Genomic DNA, 14,999 nt, shown 5'->3' with positions numbered 1-14,999 from the left:
ACGACAGGGCCCGCCCCACGCGAACGTGGTGCGGGCCCTGCGGAAGACCAGGGGTGCTTCAGAGCGCGGTGACGCCTTCGGCCTGCGGGCCCTTCTGGCCCTGCGTGATCTCGAACGCGACGCGCTGGTTCTCGTCGAGGCTGCGGTAGCCGCCCGTGGCGATCGCCGAGTAGTGGACGAAGACGTCAGGGCCGCCGTCGTCCGGCGCGATGAAGCCAAAACCCTTTTCGGCGTTGAACCACTTCACGGTGCCTTCGGTCATGTTTCTCTCTCCTGGTGAAACCTCACCGGCCGCCGGGCGGCGGGCCGGGGCTGCATGCGGGCCGATTTTCCGTTTTCACCGGAATGGCCGGAGAAAGAAGAAACGCCCGCTGTCTTGAACTTCCCGCGGGCGCTTCGATCGAACAAACGTACGAGGAAATGACGACTGCAACACTGCCAGCCTACCCCTTGATACCGGCCAGCGCCTCCGCCACGCGGTGGCAGTCGTGGAAAGTGTTGTAGAGAGGCACCGGAGCGAGCCGAACCACATCGGGCTCGCGAGCGTCGGCGATCACCCCGAACGAACCCGCCAGCCGCCGTACCAGGCCTCCCGCGTCACTGACCCGCAGGGACAGCTGGCAGCCGCGGGCGACCGGATCCGCCGGGGTGATCACCTCGGCGACCCCGGCCAGCCGCGCCGCGAGATAGCCGGTGAGGCGCTCGCTCCTGGCCCGCAGCGCCTCCATCCCGTACCGGTCGAAGATCTCCAGCGAGGCCAGCACGGGCGCCAGGGCCATGATCGGCGGATTGGACAGCTGCCAGGCGTCGGCCGAGGCGGGCGGAGAGATCTCCGGCTCCATCCGGAAGCGCGTCGCCGGGTCGGTCCCCCACCAGCCGGCGAGCCTGGGCAGTGACCTGTTCCGGACGTGGCGCTCGTGGACGAAGCAGCCCGCCACGGCCCCCGGGCCGGAGTTGAGGTATTTGTACGTGCACCAGGCGGCGAAGTCCACATCCCAGTCGTGCAGGTGCAGCGGCACGTTGCCCGCCGCGTGCGCCAGGTCCCAGCCGACCACGGCGCCGGCGGCCCGGCCGGCCTTGGTGATGGCCTGCATGTCCATCAGCTGGCCGGTCAGGTAGTTGACGCCGCCGAGCAGCACGACCGCGAACCGGTGCCCGTCGCGTTCGAGGAGGTCCACGATGTCCTCGGTGCGCAGGTGCTCCTCTCCGGCGCGCGGGCGCAGGCGGACGACCGTCTCCGCCGGGTCCAGCCCGTGATGGACGGCCTGGCTCGCGACCGCGTACGAGTCGGAGGGGAAGGCGGAGTCCTCGATGACGATCCGTGTCCGTTCCCCGGCGGGCCGGTAGAAGGTCGCCATCATGAGGTGCAGGTTGACCGTGAGCGAGTTCATCGCGACGACCTCATGCGGCAGTGCGCCGACCAGGCGCGCGGTGGGCTCGCGCAGGAGTTCGTGATAGTCCACCCAGGGCCGGCGGGCCTGCGTGTGCCCCTCGACGCCGAGCCGCGCCCAGTCCTGGAGCTCTTCGCGGACGCGCCCGGCGACCGCCCGCGGCTGGAGGCCCAGCGAGTTGCCCGCGAAGTAGGCGGACTCCTCGTAGAGCCCGCCGGGCGCGGGCGGCACGTGGAACTCCGCCCGCGCCGCCGGAAGCGGGTCGGTCTCGTCCAGCCGCCGGGCCTCGGCCTCCAGGTCACCCGTCATTTCTCTCCCCTTCATTGCCCGAGGGGGGACGACCCCCCACACCCCCCGAAGCGGCTCCGCCGCCCGCCATGAGATCCAGCGCGATGTCGACGATCATGTCCTCCTGGCCGCCGACCATGCCGCGGCGCCCCACCTCGACGAGGATGTCGCGGGTGTCGAGGCCGTAGCGGCGTGCCGCGTCCTCGGCGTGCCGCAGGAAGCTGGAGTAGACGCCCGCGTAGCCGAGCGTCAGGGTCTCCCGGTCCACCTGGACGGGCCGGTCCTGGAGGGGCCGGACGATGTCGTCGGCGGCGTCCATGAGCCGGAAGACGTCGCAGCCGTGTTTCCACTCCATGAGGTCGGCGACGGCGACGAAGGCCTCCAGCGGGCAGTTGCCGGCGCCGGCGCCCATCCCGGCGAGCGAGGCGTCGACGCGGCGGACGCCGTTCTCGACGGCGACGACCGAGTTGGCGACGCCGAGGCCGAGGTTGTGGTGGGCGTGGATGCCGATCTCGGTCTGCGGGTCGAGGAGGTCGCGGTACGCGCGGACGCGGTCGCGGACGCCGTCCATGGTGAGCCGCCCGCCGGAGTCGGTGACGTAGACGCAGTGCGCGCCGTACGACTCCATGAGCTTGGCCTGCTCGGCGAGCTCGGGCGCCGGGGCCATGTGGGACATCATCAGGAAGCCGGCGACGTCCATGCCGAGCTCGCGTGCGGTGGCGATGTGCTGGGCGGAGATGTCGGCCTCGGTGCAGTGCGTCGCGACGCGCACGGACCGGACGCCCAGTTCGTAGGCCCGCTTCAGCTCGGCGATCGTGCCGATCCCGGGCAGGAGCAGCGTGGTGAGCACGGCGCGTTCCATGACCTCGGCCGCCGCCGCGATCCACTCCTCGTCCAGGTGCGCGCCCGGCCCGTAGTTGACGCTGGAGCCCGCCAGCCCGTCGCCGTGCGCGACCTCGATCGCATCCACGCCCGCCGCGTCGAGGGCGGCGGCGATGTCGCGCACCTGGTCGACGGTGTAGCGGTGCCGGATGGCGTGCATGCCGTCCCGCAACGTCACGTCCTGCACGTACAGCTCGGAGGTCATCGCAGGGCCAGCCTTTCCGCCACCCGCAGCGCAGCGGACGTCATGATGTCGAGATTTCCGGCGTACGCGGGCAGGTAGTGCGCGGCGCCCTCCACTTCGAGGAACACCGACACGAGATGCCCTTCTCCCCCGGCCAGATCGGTCAACGGGTCACCGGAGTCGAGGGGACGGATCTGGACCTGCTGCTTGAGCCGGTAGCCGGGGACGTACGCGGCGACCTCGTCGACCATCTTCTCGACCGAGGTGCGCACGGCCTCCTCGTCGCAGTCGCCGACGACGCAGTAGACGGTGTCGCGCATGACGAGCGGCGGCTCGGCGGGGTTGAGCACGATGATCGCCTTGCCGCGCGCGGCACCGCCCACGACCTCCAGTGCCCGGGACGTGGTCTCGGTGAACTCGTCGATGTTGGCGCGGGTGCCGGGCCCGGCCGACTTCGAGGCGATCGACGCGACGATCTCCGCGTACCGCACCGGGGCGACCCGGGAGACGGCAGCGACGATCGGGACGGTGGCCTGGCCGCCGCAGGTGACCATGTTGACGTCGGGCGCGTCGAGATGCTCGTCCAGGTTGACGGGCGGGACGACGTACGGGCCGATCGCCGCGGGCGTGAGGTCGACGAGCCGCTTGCCGTACGGGGCGAGGACGGCGGCGTTGTGCTTGTGCGCCTTGGCCGAGGTGGCGTCGAGGACGATCGCGACGTCGGCGAACGCGTCGAGCTTCACCAGGCCCTCGACGCCCTCGTGGGTGGTGGCCACGCCGAGCCGGCGGGCCCGGGCGAGGCCGTCGGAGCCGGCGTCGATCCCGGCCATCGCCACGACCTCCAGGGTCTCCGACAGCCGGATCACCTTGATCATCAGATCGGTGCCGATGTTGCCGGAGCCTATGATCGCGACTCTGCTCTTCGTCAACGGAGTCTCCGTCATCGGAGGGTCGTTCCTTCCAGGTCGAAGAAGCGGCGGGCGTTGCCGCCGAGCAGCGCGGCACATTCCTCGTCGGTCAGCGCCTCGCAGGCGCGGATGGTCGAGCCGGGCTCCAGCTCACCGAGGGGGAACGGGAAGTCGGTGCCCAGCATGACGCGGTCGGCACCCATCACCTCCACCAGCAGACGCAGGGCCCCGGGGTCGAAGACGGCCGAGTCGACGTAGAAGCGGTCGGTGTAAGCCGAGGGCGGCTTGGGCGAGTCCTTGCGGACGATGTCGCGGTTGCGCCAGGCGTTGTCAGCGCGGCCGAGGAGGTAGGCGAAGCTGCCGCCCCCATGGCAGAAGCAGAGCTTCAGCGAGCCCGGCAGCCGTTCGAACGCGCCCGAGAGCATCAGCGACAGGATCGACAGCTGGGTCTCGGCGGCCATGCCGACCAGCCACGGCAGCATGTAGCGGCCGCCCATCCGATCGCCGCCGAGCATGTCCCAGGGATGCACGAGCACCGGCATGCCCTCGTCGGCGCAGTGCGCGAGAAACGCGGTGATCTCCGCGTCGTCCAGGTAGCGCGCCCCGACGTGGTTGCCGATGTGCACACCGCGGTGCCCGGCGGCCTTGGCCTTGGTGACGGCGGCACAGGCCAGCTCGGTGTCCTGGAGCGGCACCTGGCAGAGCGGGAGGAGCCGGCCAGAGGTGTCGGCGCAGTAGGCGAGGATGCGGTCGTTCACCAGCTCGCACCAGTCGGCGGCGCGGGCGGCCTCCGCCTCGTACCCGAACATGAGCGGGGTGGAGGAGACGGCCTGCACGTCGACGCCGGCACGATCCATCGCCACGAGGCGGGCCGCCGGGTCCCACAGCTCAGCGGCGACCGGTCGGTAGTCGGCGTCGCCGCTCATCATCATGCCGGTGCTGTCGCCGTTCTGGCGCAGCCACGGCTCGCCCGCGCCCGCCAGCAGCCGGGCCTCGTCCCGGGTGATCGGCGGGAAGACGTGGGCGTGGACGTCGATGACGCTCACGAGGCTCGCTTCCGGGTCTGCGGGCGGAGCTCGGCGGGCCATTGCTTGCCCGGGTGCACGGCACCGCAGTTCGGGCACTTGCGGTCGCCGTCGTAGAACTTCTGGAACGTGGGCGGCAGGTCGTCGACGATCGAGCGGACCTGGAGCTCGGCGCGGTGCACGAGGTGGTGGCAGCTCATGCAGTACCACTCGAACGCCTCACGCAGGCCCTCAGGACGGGAGACCTCGACGACGAGGCCGATCGAGCCCTCCTCGGGCCGCTGCGGCGAGTGCCGGACATGCGGCGGCAGCAGGAAGACGTCCCCCTCGTTGATCTGCACGTCGACCGGCGGCTTGCCCTCGTCCTCCATGACGCGCAGCACCATGTTGCCCTTGAGCTGGTAGAAGAACTCCTCGGTCGGGTCGTCGTGGAAGTCGGTGCGCTGGTTGGGCCCGCCGACCACCATCACGATCAGGCCGGCGTTCTCGAAGACCTGCTTGTTGCCGACCGGGGGCTTGAGCAGGTCGCGGTGCTCGTCGATCCACTTCGGGAAGTTGAACGGCTGCCCGTGGCTGAGCTGTGGCAGGGTCATGACTGCGCCTCCTCGGTGAGGGTCTCCTTCGCGGGGATGGTCGCGGGGATGTACGCCACGCACGAGATCTCGATCAGCAGGTGCGGGTGCGGCAGCTGGTGGACGGCGACGGTGGTGCGCGCCGGCCCGGTCTCGTCGAAGTACTCGCCGTAGACCTCGTTGTAGCCGCCGAAGTCGTTCATGTTGACCAGGTAGGTCGTGACGTTGACGAGGTCGCCGAGGTCTCCCCCGGCCGCCTTCAGCAGGTCGCGGATGTTGTCGAGGACGGCGCGCGTCTGCTCGCGGATGTCCAGGTCGGTGACGCCCATCGCGTCGGCGCTCGCCCCGGCGAACGTGCCGTCCGGACGCCGTGAGCTCGTGCCCGACACGTAGACGAAGTCGCCCGCGCGCTTCACATGCGGGAAGCGCCCCCGCGGCTTGGCCTTGCCCTCGACGAGAAAGGCATCGCTCATCGGGTGGTCACCTCCACGCTGCCCAGCCCGGCGCCGGTCACGCGCACGTGGGCGTCCTTGGGAAGGGGCACGGCGGCGGTCGCGGCCCCGGCGAGGACGATCGAGCCGGGTTCGAGCGGTGTGCCGGCGTCGCGGGCGAGCCGTACGGCGGCGCGCAGCGAGCGAACCGGATCGCCGAGGATGGCGGCGGACGAGCCGGTCTGCACGGTCCGGCCGTCGATCTCCATGACGAGCCCGACGTTCGACAGGTCGCGCGGCTCGTGCCAGGCGCCGAAGCCGAACCCGGCCGCGGACGCGTTGTCGGCGATGACGTCGGGCAGCGTGAATCTGAAGTCCTCGTAGCGCGAGTCCAGCACCTCGAAGCCCACCGCGACCTTGAAGCCGTCGCGGCCGAGCAGGAACGCGATCTCCGGCTCGACGCGCGGGTGGATGAGGCCCGACAGGTCGAGCGTCGACTCGATGAGCATCGCGTCGGTGAGCTGCCCCCAGATGACGTCGTCGACGCCCATCTGGATCATCTTCGCGCGGCTGGTGAAGCCCATCTTCACGCCGATGCGCCGCTCGCCGCGGCGCTCTCGGCGGGCGATGCCGGCCCGCTGGATCTCGTACGCGGTCGCGACGTCGAACGGCTCGGAGTCGGTGAGCTTGGGCACCGCGCGGACGTCGCGCGCGGCACTTTCCAGAACCTCGGCGCAGGCGGCGATGTCCGTCATGAGATCTCCTTCGCGAACGCCACGCGCACGTCGCCGAGCCCGTCGATGCGGGCCTCCAGCACGTCCCCGGGGGCGGGCGTCGCCATCGGGCCGAGCGCCCCGGTCAGCACGGTGTCGCCGGCGCGCAGCGGACGGCCGAGCCGGACGGCGCTGTCGGCGAGCCAGAGCGCCGCGTTGAGCGGGTGGCCCAGGCAGGCGGCGCCGGTGCCGGTGGACAGCTGCTCGCCCCGGCGTTCCAGGACCATCCCGCAGAGCCGCAGGTCGACGTCCTGGAGGCGGGTGGGGCGGTTGCCGAGGACGTACATGCCGGACGAGGCGTTGTCGGCGACGGTGTCGGCGAGCGTGATGTCCCAGTCGCGGATGCGGCTGCCCACGATCTCGATGGCGGGCAGCACAAACGCGACGGCCCGGATGAGGTCGGCGACGGTGTGCCGTTCGAAGGTGAGGTCGTGTTCCAGGACGAGCGCCACCTCGGCCTCTGCCTTGGTCTGCATGACCGATCCGGCGGGGATCTCCGCGCCGTCCGGCACCGCCATGTCGGCGAAGAGCACGCCGAAGTCGGGACTGTCCACGCCCAGCTGGGCCTGGACGGCCGCCGACGTCAGGCCCACCTTCCGGCCGACCAGGCGCCGTCCTGCCGCCAGCCAGCCCTCGGTCAGCCGCTGCTGGACGGCGTACGCGGCGTCGGCGCCGTCGATCAGGTCGCGGACGGGCTCGCACGGCACGCCGGAGGCGTACGCGCCGAGGATGCGGTCGGCCGCCGCCTCGATGGTCGTCAGGGTCGTCTCGGTCACGGGCTCGCTCTCAGATCTGGATGCAGATGTTGACGGGTTCGGAGAAGAAGTCCAGCGAGTACTCGCCGCCCTCGCGGCCGATGCCGGAGGCCTTGACCCCGCCGAAGGGGGTCCGCAGGTCGCGCAGGTTCCAGCAGTTGACCCACACGATGCCGGTCTCGACTCGCGGTGCCACCCGGTGCGCCCGGGACAGGTCGCGGGTCCACACGGTGGCGGCCAGCCCGTACGGGCTGGCGTTGGCGAGGCTGAGCGCCTCCTCCTCGGTGTCGAAGGGGGCGACGTGGCAGACCGGCCCGAAGATCTCCTCCCGGACCGTCCGGGCGGTTTCGGGAAGGCCGGTCAGCACGGTCGGCTCGACGTGGAAGCCGGAGTCGCGCCGGTCGCCGAAGGCGGGGACCCCGCCGCCCGCGACGACGGTCGCGCCCTCCTCGCGGGCCAGCCGGTAGTACGAGAGCACCTTGTCCCGGTGCGCGGCCGAGATCATCGGGCCGTAGTCCGCCTGGGCCCGGGCCCGCTCGCCCAGCGCCGCCACGAACTCGTCGAAGACGGGCCGTTCGACGTAGACCCGCTCGGTGCACAGGCAGATCTGGCCGGAGTGGGTGAAGGTGGATCGCGCGGTGCCCGCGACGGCCGCCTCCAGGTCGGCGTCGGCGAAGACGATCGCGGGGTTCTTGCCGCCGAGCTCGAACGACAGCGGTGTCACGTGGTCGGCGGCGTTGCGCATGATGGCGGCGCCGGTGGCCGACTCACCGGTGAACGCGATCGCGTCCACGCCCGGGTGCCCGGTGAGGAACTCCCCGGCCGCGCCGGCGCCGTGCCCGTGGACCAGGTTGAACGCGCCGGGCGGCAGCTCGGCCTCATGGATCACCGAGGCCAGCAGCGTCGCCGTCGAGGGCGTCTCCTCCGACGGCTTGGCGACCACCGCGTTGCCTGCCGCCAGCGCGGGCGCCACCTTCCAGGTCAGCAGGAGCAGCGGGAGGTTCCAGGGCGAGATGATCGCGACGACGCCGAGCGGGCGCCGCACGGTGTAGTTGAGCGCCTGCCCGGTGCCGCCGCTCCACCCTGGCACGGCCGTCGTGTAGGCGCGCTCGGGCCTCCCGTACAGCAGGTCCGCGTAGGCCCGGAAGTTGCCGATCGCCCTCGGGATGTCGACGGTCGAGGCGAGCTCGCGCGGCTTGCCCGTGTCGCCCGTCTCGGCGTCCACGAACTCCTCGAACCGGGCCTCGATGCCGTCGGCGATCCGCCGGAGCACCGCCGCCCGTTCCTCGAACGTCGCCGCGCCCCAGGCTCCCGCCAGTGCCGCGCGGCCCGCCCGCACGGCGTCGTCGACGACCTCGCGCGTCGCCTCGGGGGCCGTCCCGGACTCGCTCCCGTCCACCGGGTCGACGAGCGGGTACTCCTCCCCGTCCGAACGGAACATGCCGCCGACATAGTGCTCAGCCTTCATGCCTGCGATGATTCCCCATCCAGCTATGCCGGACCAATACCGATCGACCCGGCTGCCATAACCGGTTTGTGATAGTAAGGCGGTATGCGCCCGATCGACCTGCTCAACGGGCGGCTGAAGCTCCGCCACCTCGTGCTCGTCGTGGCCATCGCCGACGAGGGCAGCGTGCTGCGCGCCGCCGAGCACCTGCGGCTGGCCCAGCCCGCCGTCACGCGCAGCCTTCGCGAGGTCGAGCACGTCCTCGGCGTCGAGCTGTTCACCCGGGGGCCGCGCGGCATGACACCGACCCTGTTCGGCGAGGCGTTCATCGAGCACGCCCGCGCCGTCCTCGCGGAGCTGCGCCGGGCGGGTGAGCGCATCTCGGGCCTGGCCGACGGGGCGGTCGGCACCGTCACGATCGGCACGCTCCTCGCCGGTTCCAACGTCCTGCTGCCGCGCGCGATCGCGACCCTCAAGAAGGCCCGGCCCGGCGTCACGGTGATCGTCCAGGAGGCCACGTTCGACGCCCAGGTCCCGCGGTTGCTGGAGGGTGAGATCGACCTGATCCTCGGCCGCCTCAACCCGATCGGCGACCTGCGCGGCCTGCGCCAGGTGACCCTGTACGCCGAGCCGGTGCGCCTGGTCGCCCGCCGTGACCACCCCGCCCGGTCCCGGCCGGACCTCACCCTCCGGGATCTGCTCGACTACCCCTGGGTGCTCCCCCTCGAACAGACCGCCCTCCGCCAGGAGCTGGAACAGATCTTCCGCAGCGAGGGCTTGGCGCTGCCGTCCAACCTGGTGGAGTGCACCTCGATCCTCACCGTCCGCACGCTCGTCCACGACGCCGACATGATCGCCGCCCTGCCCGAGCTGGTCGCCCGCACCGACAGTGAGCTGGAACCCTTGCCCATCCCGCTCGAACCCGTCCGCCGCCAGGTGGGGGTCACCCTGCCCGACCGGCGCCCGCTCACGCCTTCGGCCCGGCTGATGCTGGATCACCTCCGTGCCCAGGCCGCGGAGCTCACCGCTCAGAGCGCCTGAATCAGCGCGAGCAGCCTCCGGCTCACCAGCGACTCAGGGTCACCGAGATCCAGCACCACGTCGAAGTGGTCACGCTCCGGCACGGTCAGCAGTTCGCCGCCCCACTGCGCGTGGAACCGCCGGGACTGCTCGACGAAGCCCGTCCCGTCGTGCTCGGCAACGGTGATCACCGCGGGGCACCGCCGGGCACCGGCCACGAGTGCAGGGCTCAGCCCGGCCGCCCTCGCCACGTCCAGCCCGAGCCACTCGTTCACGTACACCCGCGTCAGGGGCCGGAGATCGAACAGCCCGCTGAACGGCATCGCCGCCTTGACCACGTCCGCCGGCAGCCCGAGTGCCTCCTGCCAGCCCTCCACCATGGTCATCCCGGTCAGATGGCCGCCCGCCGAGCTCCCGCCGACCACGATGCGGTCCGGGTCCAGCCCGTGCTCCCGCCCGTGCCGCCAGACCCAGGCGATCGAGGCACGCACCTGACGGATGATCTCCTCCAGGGTCGCCTCCGGCGCCAGCGTGTAGTCCGGCACCACGGTCGCGACGCCCCGCTCGTGCAACATCCCCGCCATGAACGCCGAGTCGGCCCGCGACAGCGCCTTCCAATAGCCACCGTGAACGAACACGAACACCGGCCGAGGCGCGTCACCTGTTCCCCACACGTCGAGCCGCTCGCCGCTCGCCTCGTCGTAGACGAGGCCCGGTGCCCCGGGCAGCCCCTCGACGGCCTTGTCCGACTCCGCCCGGTACCGGACCATGAGCTGCCCGAAGAGCTCCTCCCCCGCCTTCCGCCGCACGTTGTACGCGACGTCCAGTTCCTCGTCGCTGAGCTCCCGGCCCGGCCAATCACGCTCGTCCATGCCCCGCAGCCTCCCTGCCCGGCGGCGGACCGGGCAAATACCGTTGCGGCCCGTCGTTATAACCGCCTCGCTATGTGTGACTAGTCTGGCGACGGAGGCACGAGGCATGGAGTGGAGGTTCCTGGAATCGTCCTATATAGACATGAATGTCTATATATAGCCTGATCCACCGCCCGGTGGGCTAGGTTTCCCTTGTGGGTGGCGATCTCGGGCGGGTGCTGGCCGGGCGGTACCGGTTGCTCGCCCTGCTGGGGCGGGGCGGAACGGGAGCCGTCTGGCGTGCCCGTGATGAGCGGCTGGACCGGGAGGTCGCCGTCAAGGAGGTCCGGCCGCCGGCGCGGCCCGACGCCGGCTGGCCGGCACGGCTGGACCGGGAGGCCGGCGCCGCCGCACGGCTGGCGCATCCCGGCATCGTCACCGTCCACGAGCGGATCACCGGCGAGGACGGGCGGCCGTGGATCGTCATGGAGCTGGTGCGCGGGTGGTCCCTGGAGGCGCTCCTCAGGACGGGAGGGCCGCTGCCGCCGGCGCGGGTCGCCGGGATCGGCCTGCAGCTCCTGGGCGCCCTCCAGGCCGCGCACGGGGCAGGCGTGACCCACTGCGGCATCAAACCGGCCAACGTGATGCTCGACGGCGACCGTGCGGTGCTGACCGACTTCGGGATGGCCGCCGCCGGCGGTCAGGTGATCTTGCCATGGCGGGCGGCGCTCGCCGGCACCCCCGCCTTCCTGTCCCCCGAGCAGGTCGGAGGACTGCCGGGCACCGCCGAGTCCGATCTGTGGTCGCTGGGCGCGACTCTGTTCGCCGCTGTGGAGGGCCGCCCCCCGTACGCGGGCGACTGCGCCGGAGCGGTCTGCGTCGCCATCGCGACACGGGAGCCCGCACGCCCGCTGCGCGCCGGTCCCCTCGAACCCGCCCTCACCGGGCTGCTGCGCCGGGATCCGGCCGAACGGCTCTCCCTCGACCAGGTGCGGGATCTGCTGGTCCTGCCCGCCCGGCGCGCCGCCCGGTGAGGGCGGCACGCCGGGCCAGGTCAGCGGACGCCGGCGGACTCAGACGTCAGCGGACGGTGAGGTCGGCGGTCTGGTCGCCGGCGGTGATCTGGTAGGCGCCGGACTGGGCGTACGGGGTTCCGGCCCCGTTGATGTCGCCCGGGGTCACGGCGAGGGTGGACATCGGGAACGTGAGGGTGACCGAGCGGGTCTCGCCGGCCTTGAGGGGCACGCGGGTGAACGTGGCGAGCCGCTTCGGCGGCACCTGGACGCGGCTGTACGGCTGACCGGCATAGACCGGAACCACCATGTCGCCGTCGCGGTTGCCGGTGTTGCCGACCTGGAGGGTGAGCTTCACCGTGCCGCGCCTGGAGACCGTCCGGTCGGCGAGCGTGAGGCCCTTGACGGCGAACGTGGTGTAGGAGAGGCCGTGCCCGAAGGGGAACAGCGGGTCGTACGCGGAGCTGGGACCGCTGTTGGTGCCCGGTAGCTGCTGGTAGTACATCGGCTGGTCACCGACGGACTTGGGCCATGAGACCGGGAGGCGGCCGCCGGGGTTGGCGCGGCCGTAGAGCACGTCCGCGACGGCGGTGCCGGCCTCGCTGCCGGGGAGCCAGCCCATCAGGAGCTGCTTGGCGTCGGCGGCCTTGCCGAGCACGAGGGGACGGCTCGCGAGAACCACGACGGTGACCTTCTTGCCGGTGGCCTGCAGGCGGTCGACGAGCTCCTGCTGGTCGGCGGCGAGCTCGGGGGTCTCGTTGTCGGCCACGCCCTCGGCGCCGGGCTTCTCGCCCACGACGACGATGGCGCCGTCGGCGTCCTCGGTCTTGTCCACGGCCTCGCCGGCGTCCTTGACGAGCTCGGCCCTGTCACCGGCGAGCGCCTTGACGCCCTCCCAGACGGTGACGCCTGGATCGTCGACGCCGTCGGGGATGCCCTGCCATCCGATGGTCCAGCCGCCGTTCTGGATCGGCACCGAGTCCGCCCCGTTCCCGGTGACGACGACCTTGTCACCGGTGGGCAGCGGCAGCGCGTTCCCGTCGTTCTTGAGAAGCGTCATCGACTCGGTCGCGGCCTTCACCGCGAGCGGCTTGTCGGCGCCCAGCACCGCGGCGTCGGCCTTGGCCGGGTCGACGTACGGGTTGTCGAAGAGCCCGAGCTGGAACTTCAGCGTCAGGATGCGCCCGACGGCCTCGTCGAGGCGCTTGCGGGAGACCTTGCCGCTCTTGACCTGCGCCACGAGGCCGTCGATGTAGCCGTCGACGGAGCCCGGCGGCAGCATCGCCACGTCCACGCCCGCGTTCATGGCGATGCCGGCGGCGTCGGCGTAGTCGGCCGCCACCTTGTGGGCCTTCTGGAGTGCCTGGACGTCGTCCCAGTCGCTGATGACGACGCCCTTGAAGCCCCACTGGCGGCGGAGCAGATCGGTGAGCAGGTAACGGCTCGCGTGGGCGGGGACACCGTTGATCGCGCCGGAGTTGACCATGAGGGTCTGCGCACCCGCGTCCACGGCCGCCTTGTAGGCCGGCAGGAAGGTGTCCTGGAAGTAGCGCATGTCGAGGTGGGAGTTGGCCCGGTCATGGCCGTTGAACGGCTCGGAGTACCCGGCGAAGTGCTTGACCGTCGCGGCGACCTGGCGGTCCTGCTGGGAGCCCTTGACGAAGGCGGCGCCCAGAGCACCGGCGAGGTGCGGGTCTTCGGAGTAGGTCTCGTAGTAGCGGCCCCAGCGGGTGTCGCGCGCGATGTCCTGGACGGGCGCGAAGTTCCAGTTCGGTCCGGTGGCCTTGACCGCCTTGGACGTGGCCTGGCCCATCGCCTGCGAGATCGCCGGGTTCCAGGTCGCGCCCACGCCCAGCTGCTGCGGGAACTTCGTCGCGCCGAGGACGTTGTTGTGCCCGTGCACCGCGTCCACGCCGTACAGGAGCGGGATGCGCAGGCGGTGGTTGTCGATCGCGTACTTCTGGATCGTGTTGATCATCTCGGCCCAGGCGCGGGGCGTGTTCTGCGCCGGCGCCTGGCCGCCGCCGGACAACATCTGGCCCACGTGCTGGTCGGCGAACATCTTCTTCATGCAGGTGGTGTTGAGCTGCCCGCCGGACCAGTTGCAGTCGCCCTGGATGGTGACGACGGCGGGCTGGGCCGTCTGGCCGACCTTCTCTTCGACGGTCATGCGCCTGACCAGGTCGGCCACCCGCACGGGCGTCGGCGCGGACCTGTCCAGGTAGGCGGGGATGGAACGGGCGGTGGCCGCCCCTGGTATCAGGGTCAGGGCCAGCAACGCGGGCGCGACGAGTGCGCCCGCGCGGAGAAGGGATTTCATGCGCGGCTCCTCACTGGGGTGGAGGTCAGCCTGGATGATCTCGGCGTCGCGACGAACGCGCAAGAGAGCGCTTTCCAACCGGCTCCACCGTGGGTGGCCGCATCTGGACGCGTCAGCTGAGCCCGCGCACGAACCGGTCTATGGCCGGGAGGGTGTCGGGGGTCAGGTCCCGGCGGGTCACCGCCATGACGTCGCCGCGGAACGACCGCACCTCGACGAAGCTCTCCGGGGTCGACTCGATCAGCAGCGGCAGGATGTCCTCCAGGAATTTCCTGGTGCCGGTCTTGAACTTCTTCTGGCGCAGGTAGGAGCGCTTGGGCCTCTCGAACGTCCCGACCGTGCTCTGCAGGTCGTAGCGCAGGTCGGTCACCGGGAACGGCTCCCGGTCCCAGGTGCTGGTGGCGATCGTCTCTCTCGACCGGCCCTGCGTGCGGGCTTCGACGAACGTCTCGGTGTCGGCGTCGGCGATCTCGCAGTCGTGGATGGGGAAGACCCTCCCGGCTCGGCCCCCGTAGTCGGAGCCGCGGCACAGCGAGGGCCCGCAGAACAGCACGTGGCTGAACGGGCCGATCGGGGCGTCCAGCCGGACCTTGTGATGCGACGTCCCGTCGAACAACAGGTGCCAGCGGGGCGTCACGAAGTCCAGGAACGCCGAGACGGCGCCGGCGTCGTACCCCGGGTCCTTGACGATGAACCGCAGGCCCTTGCGCCCGTCGTCGACGAGGACGAGGTACTCGCGGAACGGCCCGGGACCGCCCTCGAACGGGAAGTGCCTGACGTACGCCCCTTCATGCCCGGGTACGGGCTCGTGGGCGGCCCATACCTCCTCCCAGGATCCGGCCCGCCTGTTCTCCGTCTGTGTGCGCATCACGTCGAGGAGCTTGGCGTCGCCGGGCTCCGCCGGCGGCCGGCTTGGCGGGTCACCGGCGACCTCGACGTACCCCTGGCGCCGCTTCTCGCTGATCTTTCGTTTGAAATGGCGTTCGGCATGGGCCTCGTCGTCCAGGGTCATGCTCGACCCCCGCATGACGCCGCCCACCACGCCCCATCCCATGTAGCAGCGGATGCCCTCGCGGCGGATCTGCCAGCACCGCACCATGCCACCGGTGCGCTTCTCGAAAGTTCGCCATTCCGACATG

Annotated in this window: 15 protein-coding genes; 2 read left to right on the top strand and 13 right to left on the bottom strand. The window is 71.3% G+C overall.

Features of this window, described 5'->3' with window-relative positions:
* Positions 1–58: 58 nt before the first annotated feature.
* From F8566_RS42925 to F8566_RS42880, 10 genes are all read right to left on the bottom strand, one after another.
* Complete coding sequence (locus F8566_RS42925; protein ID WP_151568976.1) at positions 59–262, bottom strand: cold-shock protein; 204 nt, start codon at positions 260–262, stop codon at positions 59–61.
* 181 nt (positions 263–443) lie between these two features.
* Positions 444–1,700 carry a kynureninase gene (gene kynU, locus F8566_RS42920; RefSeq protein WP_225994040.1) on the bottom strand — a complete coding sequence of 419 codons (1,257 nt, stop codon included), beginning with the start codon at positions 1,698–1,700 and terminating at the stop codon, positions 444–446.
* Positions 1,690–2,766 (bottom strand): 4-hydroxy-2-oxovalerate aldolase, encoded by a 1,077-nt coding sequence (gene dmpG / locus F8566_RS42915; protein WP_225994039.1) that lies wholly within the window; start codon positions 2,764–2,766, stop codon positions 1,690–1,692. Before dmpG ends, kynU begins: the two co-directional genes overlap by 11 nt.
* Entirely contained in the window at positions 2,763–3,674 is a 912-nt protein-coding gene (locus F8566_RS42910; protein ID WP_192810153.1) for an acetaldehyde dehydrogenase (acetylating), read from the bottom strand. The genes dmpG and F8566_RS42910 overlap by 4 nt, the downstream gene beginning before the upstream one ends.
* A gap of 11 nt (positions 3,675–3,685) precedes the next feature.
* Positions 3,686–4,699 carry an amidohydrolase family protein gene (locus F8566_RS42905; protein WP_151568970.1) on the bottom strand — a complete coding sequence of 338 codons (1,014 nt, stop codon included), beginning with the start codon at positions 4,697–4,699 and terminating at the stop codon, positions 3,686–3,688.
* Positions 4,696–5,271, bottom strand: coding sequence for a 3-hydroxyanthranilate 3,4-dioxygenase (locus F8566_RS42900; protein ID WP_151568968.1), 576 nt, complete (start codon positions 5,269–5,271; stop codon positions 4,696–4,698). The genes F8566_RS42905 and F8566_RS42900 overlap by 4 nt, the downstream gene beginning before the upstream one ends.
* Positions 5,268–5,723, bottom strand: a complete 456-nt coding sequence (locus F8566_RS42895) for a RidA family protein (RefSeq protein WP_151568966.1) — start codon at positions 5,721–5,723, stop codon at positions 5,268–5,270. Before F8566_RS42895 ends, F8566_RS42900 begins: the two co-directional genes overlap by 4 nt.
* On the bottom strand, positions 5,720–6,436 hold the full coding sequence (locus tag F8566_RS42890) for a 2-keto-4-pentenoate hydratase (protein ID WP_151568964.1): 717 nt from the start codon (positions 6,434–6,436) through the stop codon (positions 5,720–5,722). The genes F8566_RS42895 and F8566_RS42890 overlap by 4 nt, the downstream gene beginning before the upstream one ends.
* Positions 6,433–7,230 carry a 2-keto-4-pentenoate hydratase gene (locus tag F8566_RS42885; RefSeq protein ID WP_225994038.1) on the bottom strand — a complete coding sequence of 266 codons (798 nt, stop codon included), beginning with the start codon at positions 7,228–7,230 and terminating at the stop codon, positions 6,433–6,435. The genes F8566_RS42890 and F8566_RS42885 overlap by 4 nt, the downstream gene beginning before the upstream one ends.
* Positions 7,231–7,240: 10 nt before the next feature.
* Positions 7,241–8,677 (bottom strand): 2-hydroxymuconic semialdehyde dehydrogenase, encoded by a 1,437-nt coding sequence (locus tag F8566_RS42880; RefSeq protein ID WP_151568962.1) that lies wholly within the window; start codon positions 8,675–8,677, stop codon positions 7,241–7,243.
* 84 nt (positions 8,678–8,761) lie between these two features.
* Here F8566_RS42880 and F8566_RS42875 point away from each other — a divergent pair, with 84 nt between their 5' ends.
* Entirely contained in the window at positions 8,762–9,697 is a 936-nt protein-coding gene (locus tag F8566_RS42875) for a LysR substrate-binding domain-containing protein (RefSeq protein WP_151568960.1), read from the top strand.
* Here the strand turns inward: F8566_RS42875 and F8566_RS42870 are convergent.
* Complete coding sequence (locus F8566_RS42870; RefSeq protein WP_151568958.1) at positions 9,685–10,548, bottom strand: alpha/beta hydrolase; 864 nt, start codon at positions 10,546–10,548, stop codon at positions 9,685–9,687. The genes F8566_RS42875 and F8566_RS42870 overlap by 13 nt on opposite strands.
* A 194-nt stretch (positions 10,549–10,742) precedes the next feature.
* Here F8566_RS42870 and F8566_RS42865 point away from each other — a divergent pair, with 194 nt between their 5' ends.
* Positions 10,743–11,561, top strand: a complete 819-nt coding sequence (locus F8566_RS42865) for a serine/threonine-protein kinase (protein ID WP_151568957.1) — start codon at positions 10,743–10,745, stop codon at positions 11,559–11,561.
* 46 nt (positions 11,562–11,607) lie between these two features.
* On the opposite strand, the gene F8566_RS42860 is transcribed toward F8566_RS42865, so the two are convergent.
* Positions 11,608–13,860 carry a glycoside hydrolase family 3 N-terminal domain-containing protein gene (locus F8566_RS42860; protein ID WP_151568955.1) on the bottom strand — a complete coding sequence of 751 codons (2,253 nt, stop codon included), beginning with the start codon at positions 13,858–13,860 and terminating at the stop codon, positions 11,608–11,610.
* A 112-nt stretch (positions 13,861–13,972) separates the two neighbouring features.
* Positions 13,973–14,998 carry a WGR domain-containing protein gene (locus F8566_RS42855; RefSeq protein WP_151568953.1) on the bottom strand — a complete coding sequence of 342 codons (1,026 nt, stop codon included), beginning with the start codon at positions 14,996–14,998 and terminating at the stop codon, positions 13,973–13,975.
* Position 14,999: the final 1 nt, after the last annotated feature.

Origin of the sequence: Actinomadura rudentiformis, from assembly GCF_008923185.1 — a bacterium.
Taxonomy (GTDB): domain Bacteria; phylum Actinomycetota; class Actinomycetes; order Streptosporangiales; family Streptosporangiaceae; genus Spirillospora; species Spirillospora rudentiformis.
The sequence above is the reverse complement of the archived record's forward strand: the minus strand, read 5'-3'. Positions and strand labels throughout refer to the sequence as shown.

Coding starts and splice junctions, on each gene's coding strand:
- F8566_RS42925 (WP_151568976.1), bottom strand. CDS start 262: ATGACCGAAGGCACCGTGAAGTGGTTCAACGCCGAAAAGGGTTTTGGC.
- F8566_RS42880 (WP_151568962.1), bottom strand. CDS start 8,677: ATGAAGGCTGAGCACTATGTCGGCGGCATGTTCCGTTCGGACGGGGAG.
- F8566_RS42860 (WP_151568955.1), bottom strand. CDS start 13,860: ATGAAATCCCTTCTCCGCGCGGGCGCACTCGTCGCGCCCGCGTTGCTG.
- kynU (WP_225994040.1), bottom strand. CDS start 1,700: ATGACGGGTGACCTGGAGGCCGAGGCCCGGCGGCTGGACGAGACCGAC.
- dmpG (WP_225994039.1), bottom strand. CDS start 2,766: ATGACCTCCGAGCTGTACGTGCAGGACGTGACGTTGCGGGACGGCATG.
- F8566_RS42870 (WP_151568958.1), bottom strand. CDS start 10,548: ATGGACGAGCGTGATTGGCCGGGCCGGGAGCTCAGCGACGAGGAACTG.
- F8566_RS42890 (WP_151568964.1), bottom strand. CDS start 6,436: ATGACGGACATCGCCGCCTGCGCCGAGGTTCTGGAAAGTGCCGCGCGC.
- F8566_RS42875 (WP_151568960.1), top strand. CDS start 8,762: ATGCGCCCGATCGACCTGCTCAACGGGCGGCTGAAGCTCCGCCACCTC.
- F8566_RS42895 (WP_151568966.1), bottom strand. CDS start 5,723: ATGAGCGATGCCTTTCTCGTCGAGGGCAAGGCCAAGCCGCGGGGGCGC.
- F8566_RS42900 (WP_151568968.1), bottom strand. CDS start 5,271: ATGACCCTGCCACAGCTCAGCCACGGGCAGCCGTTCAACTTCCCGAAG.
- F8566_RS42855 (WP_151568953.1), bottom strand. CDS start 14,998: ATGTCGGAATGGCGAACTTTCGAGAAGCGCACCGGTGGCATGGTGCGG.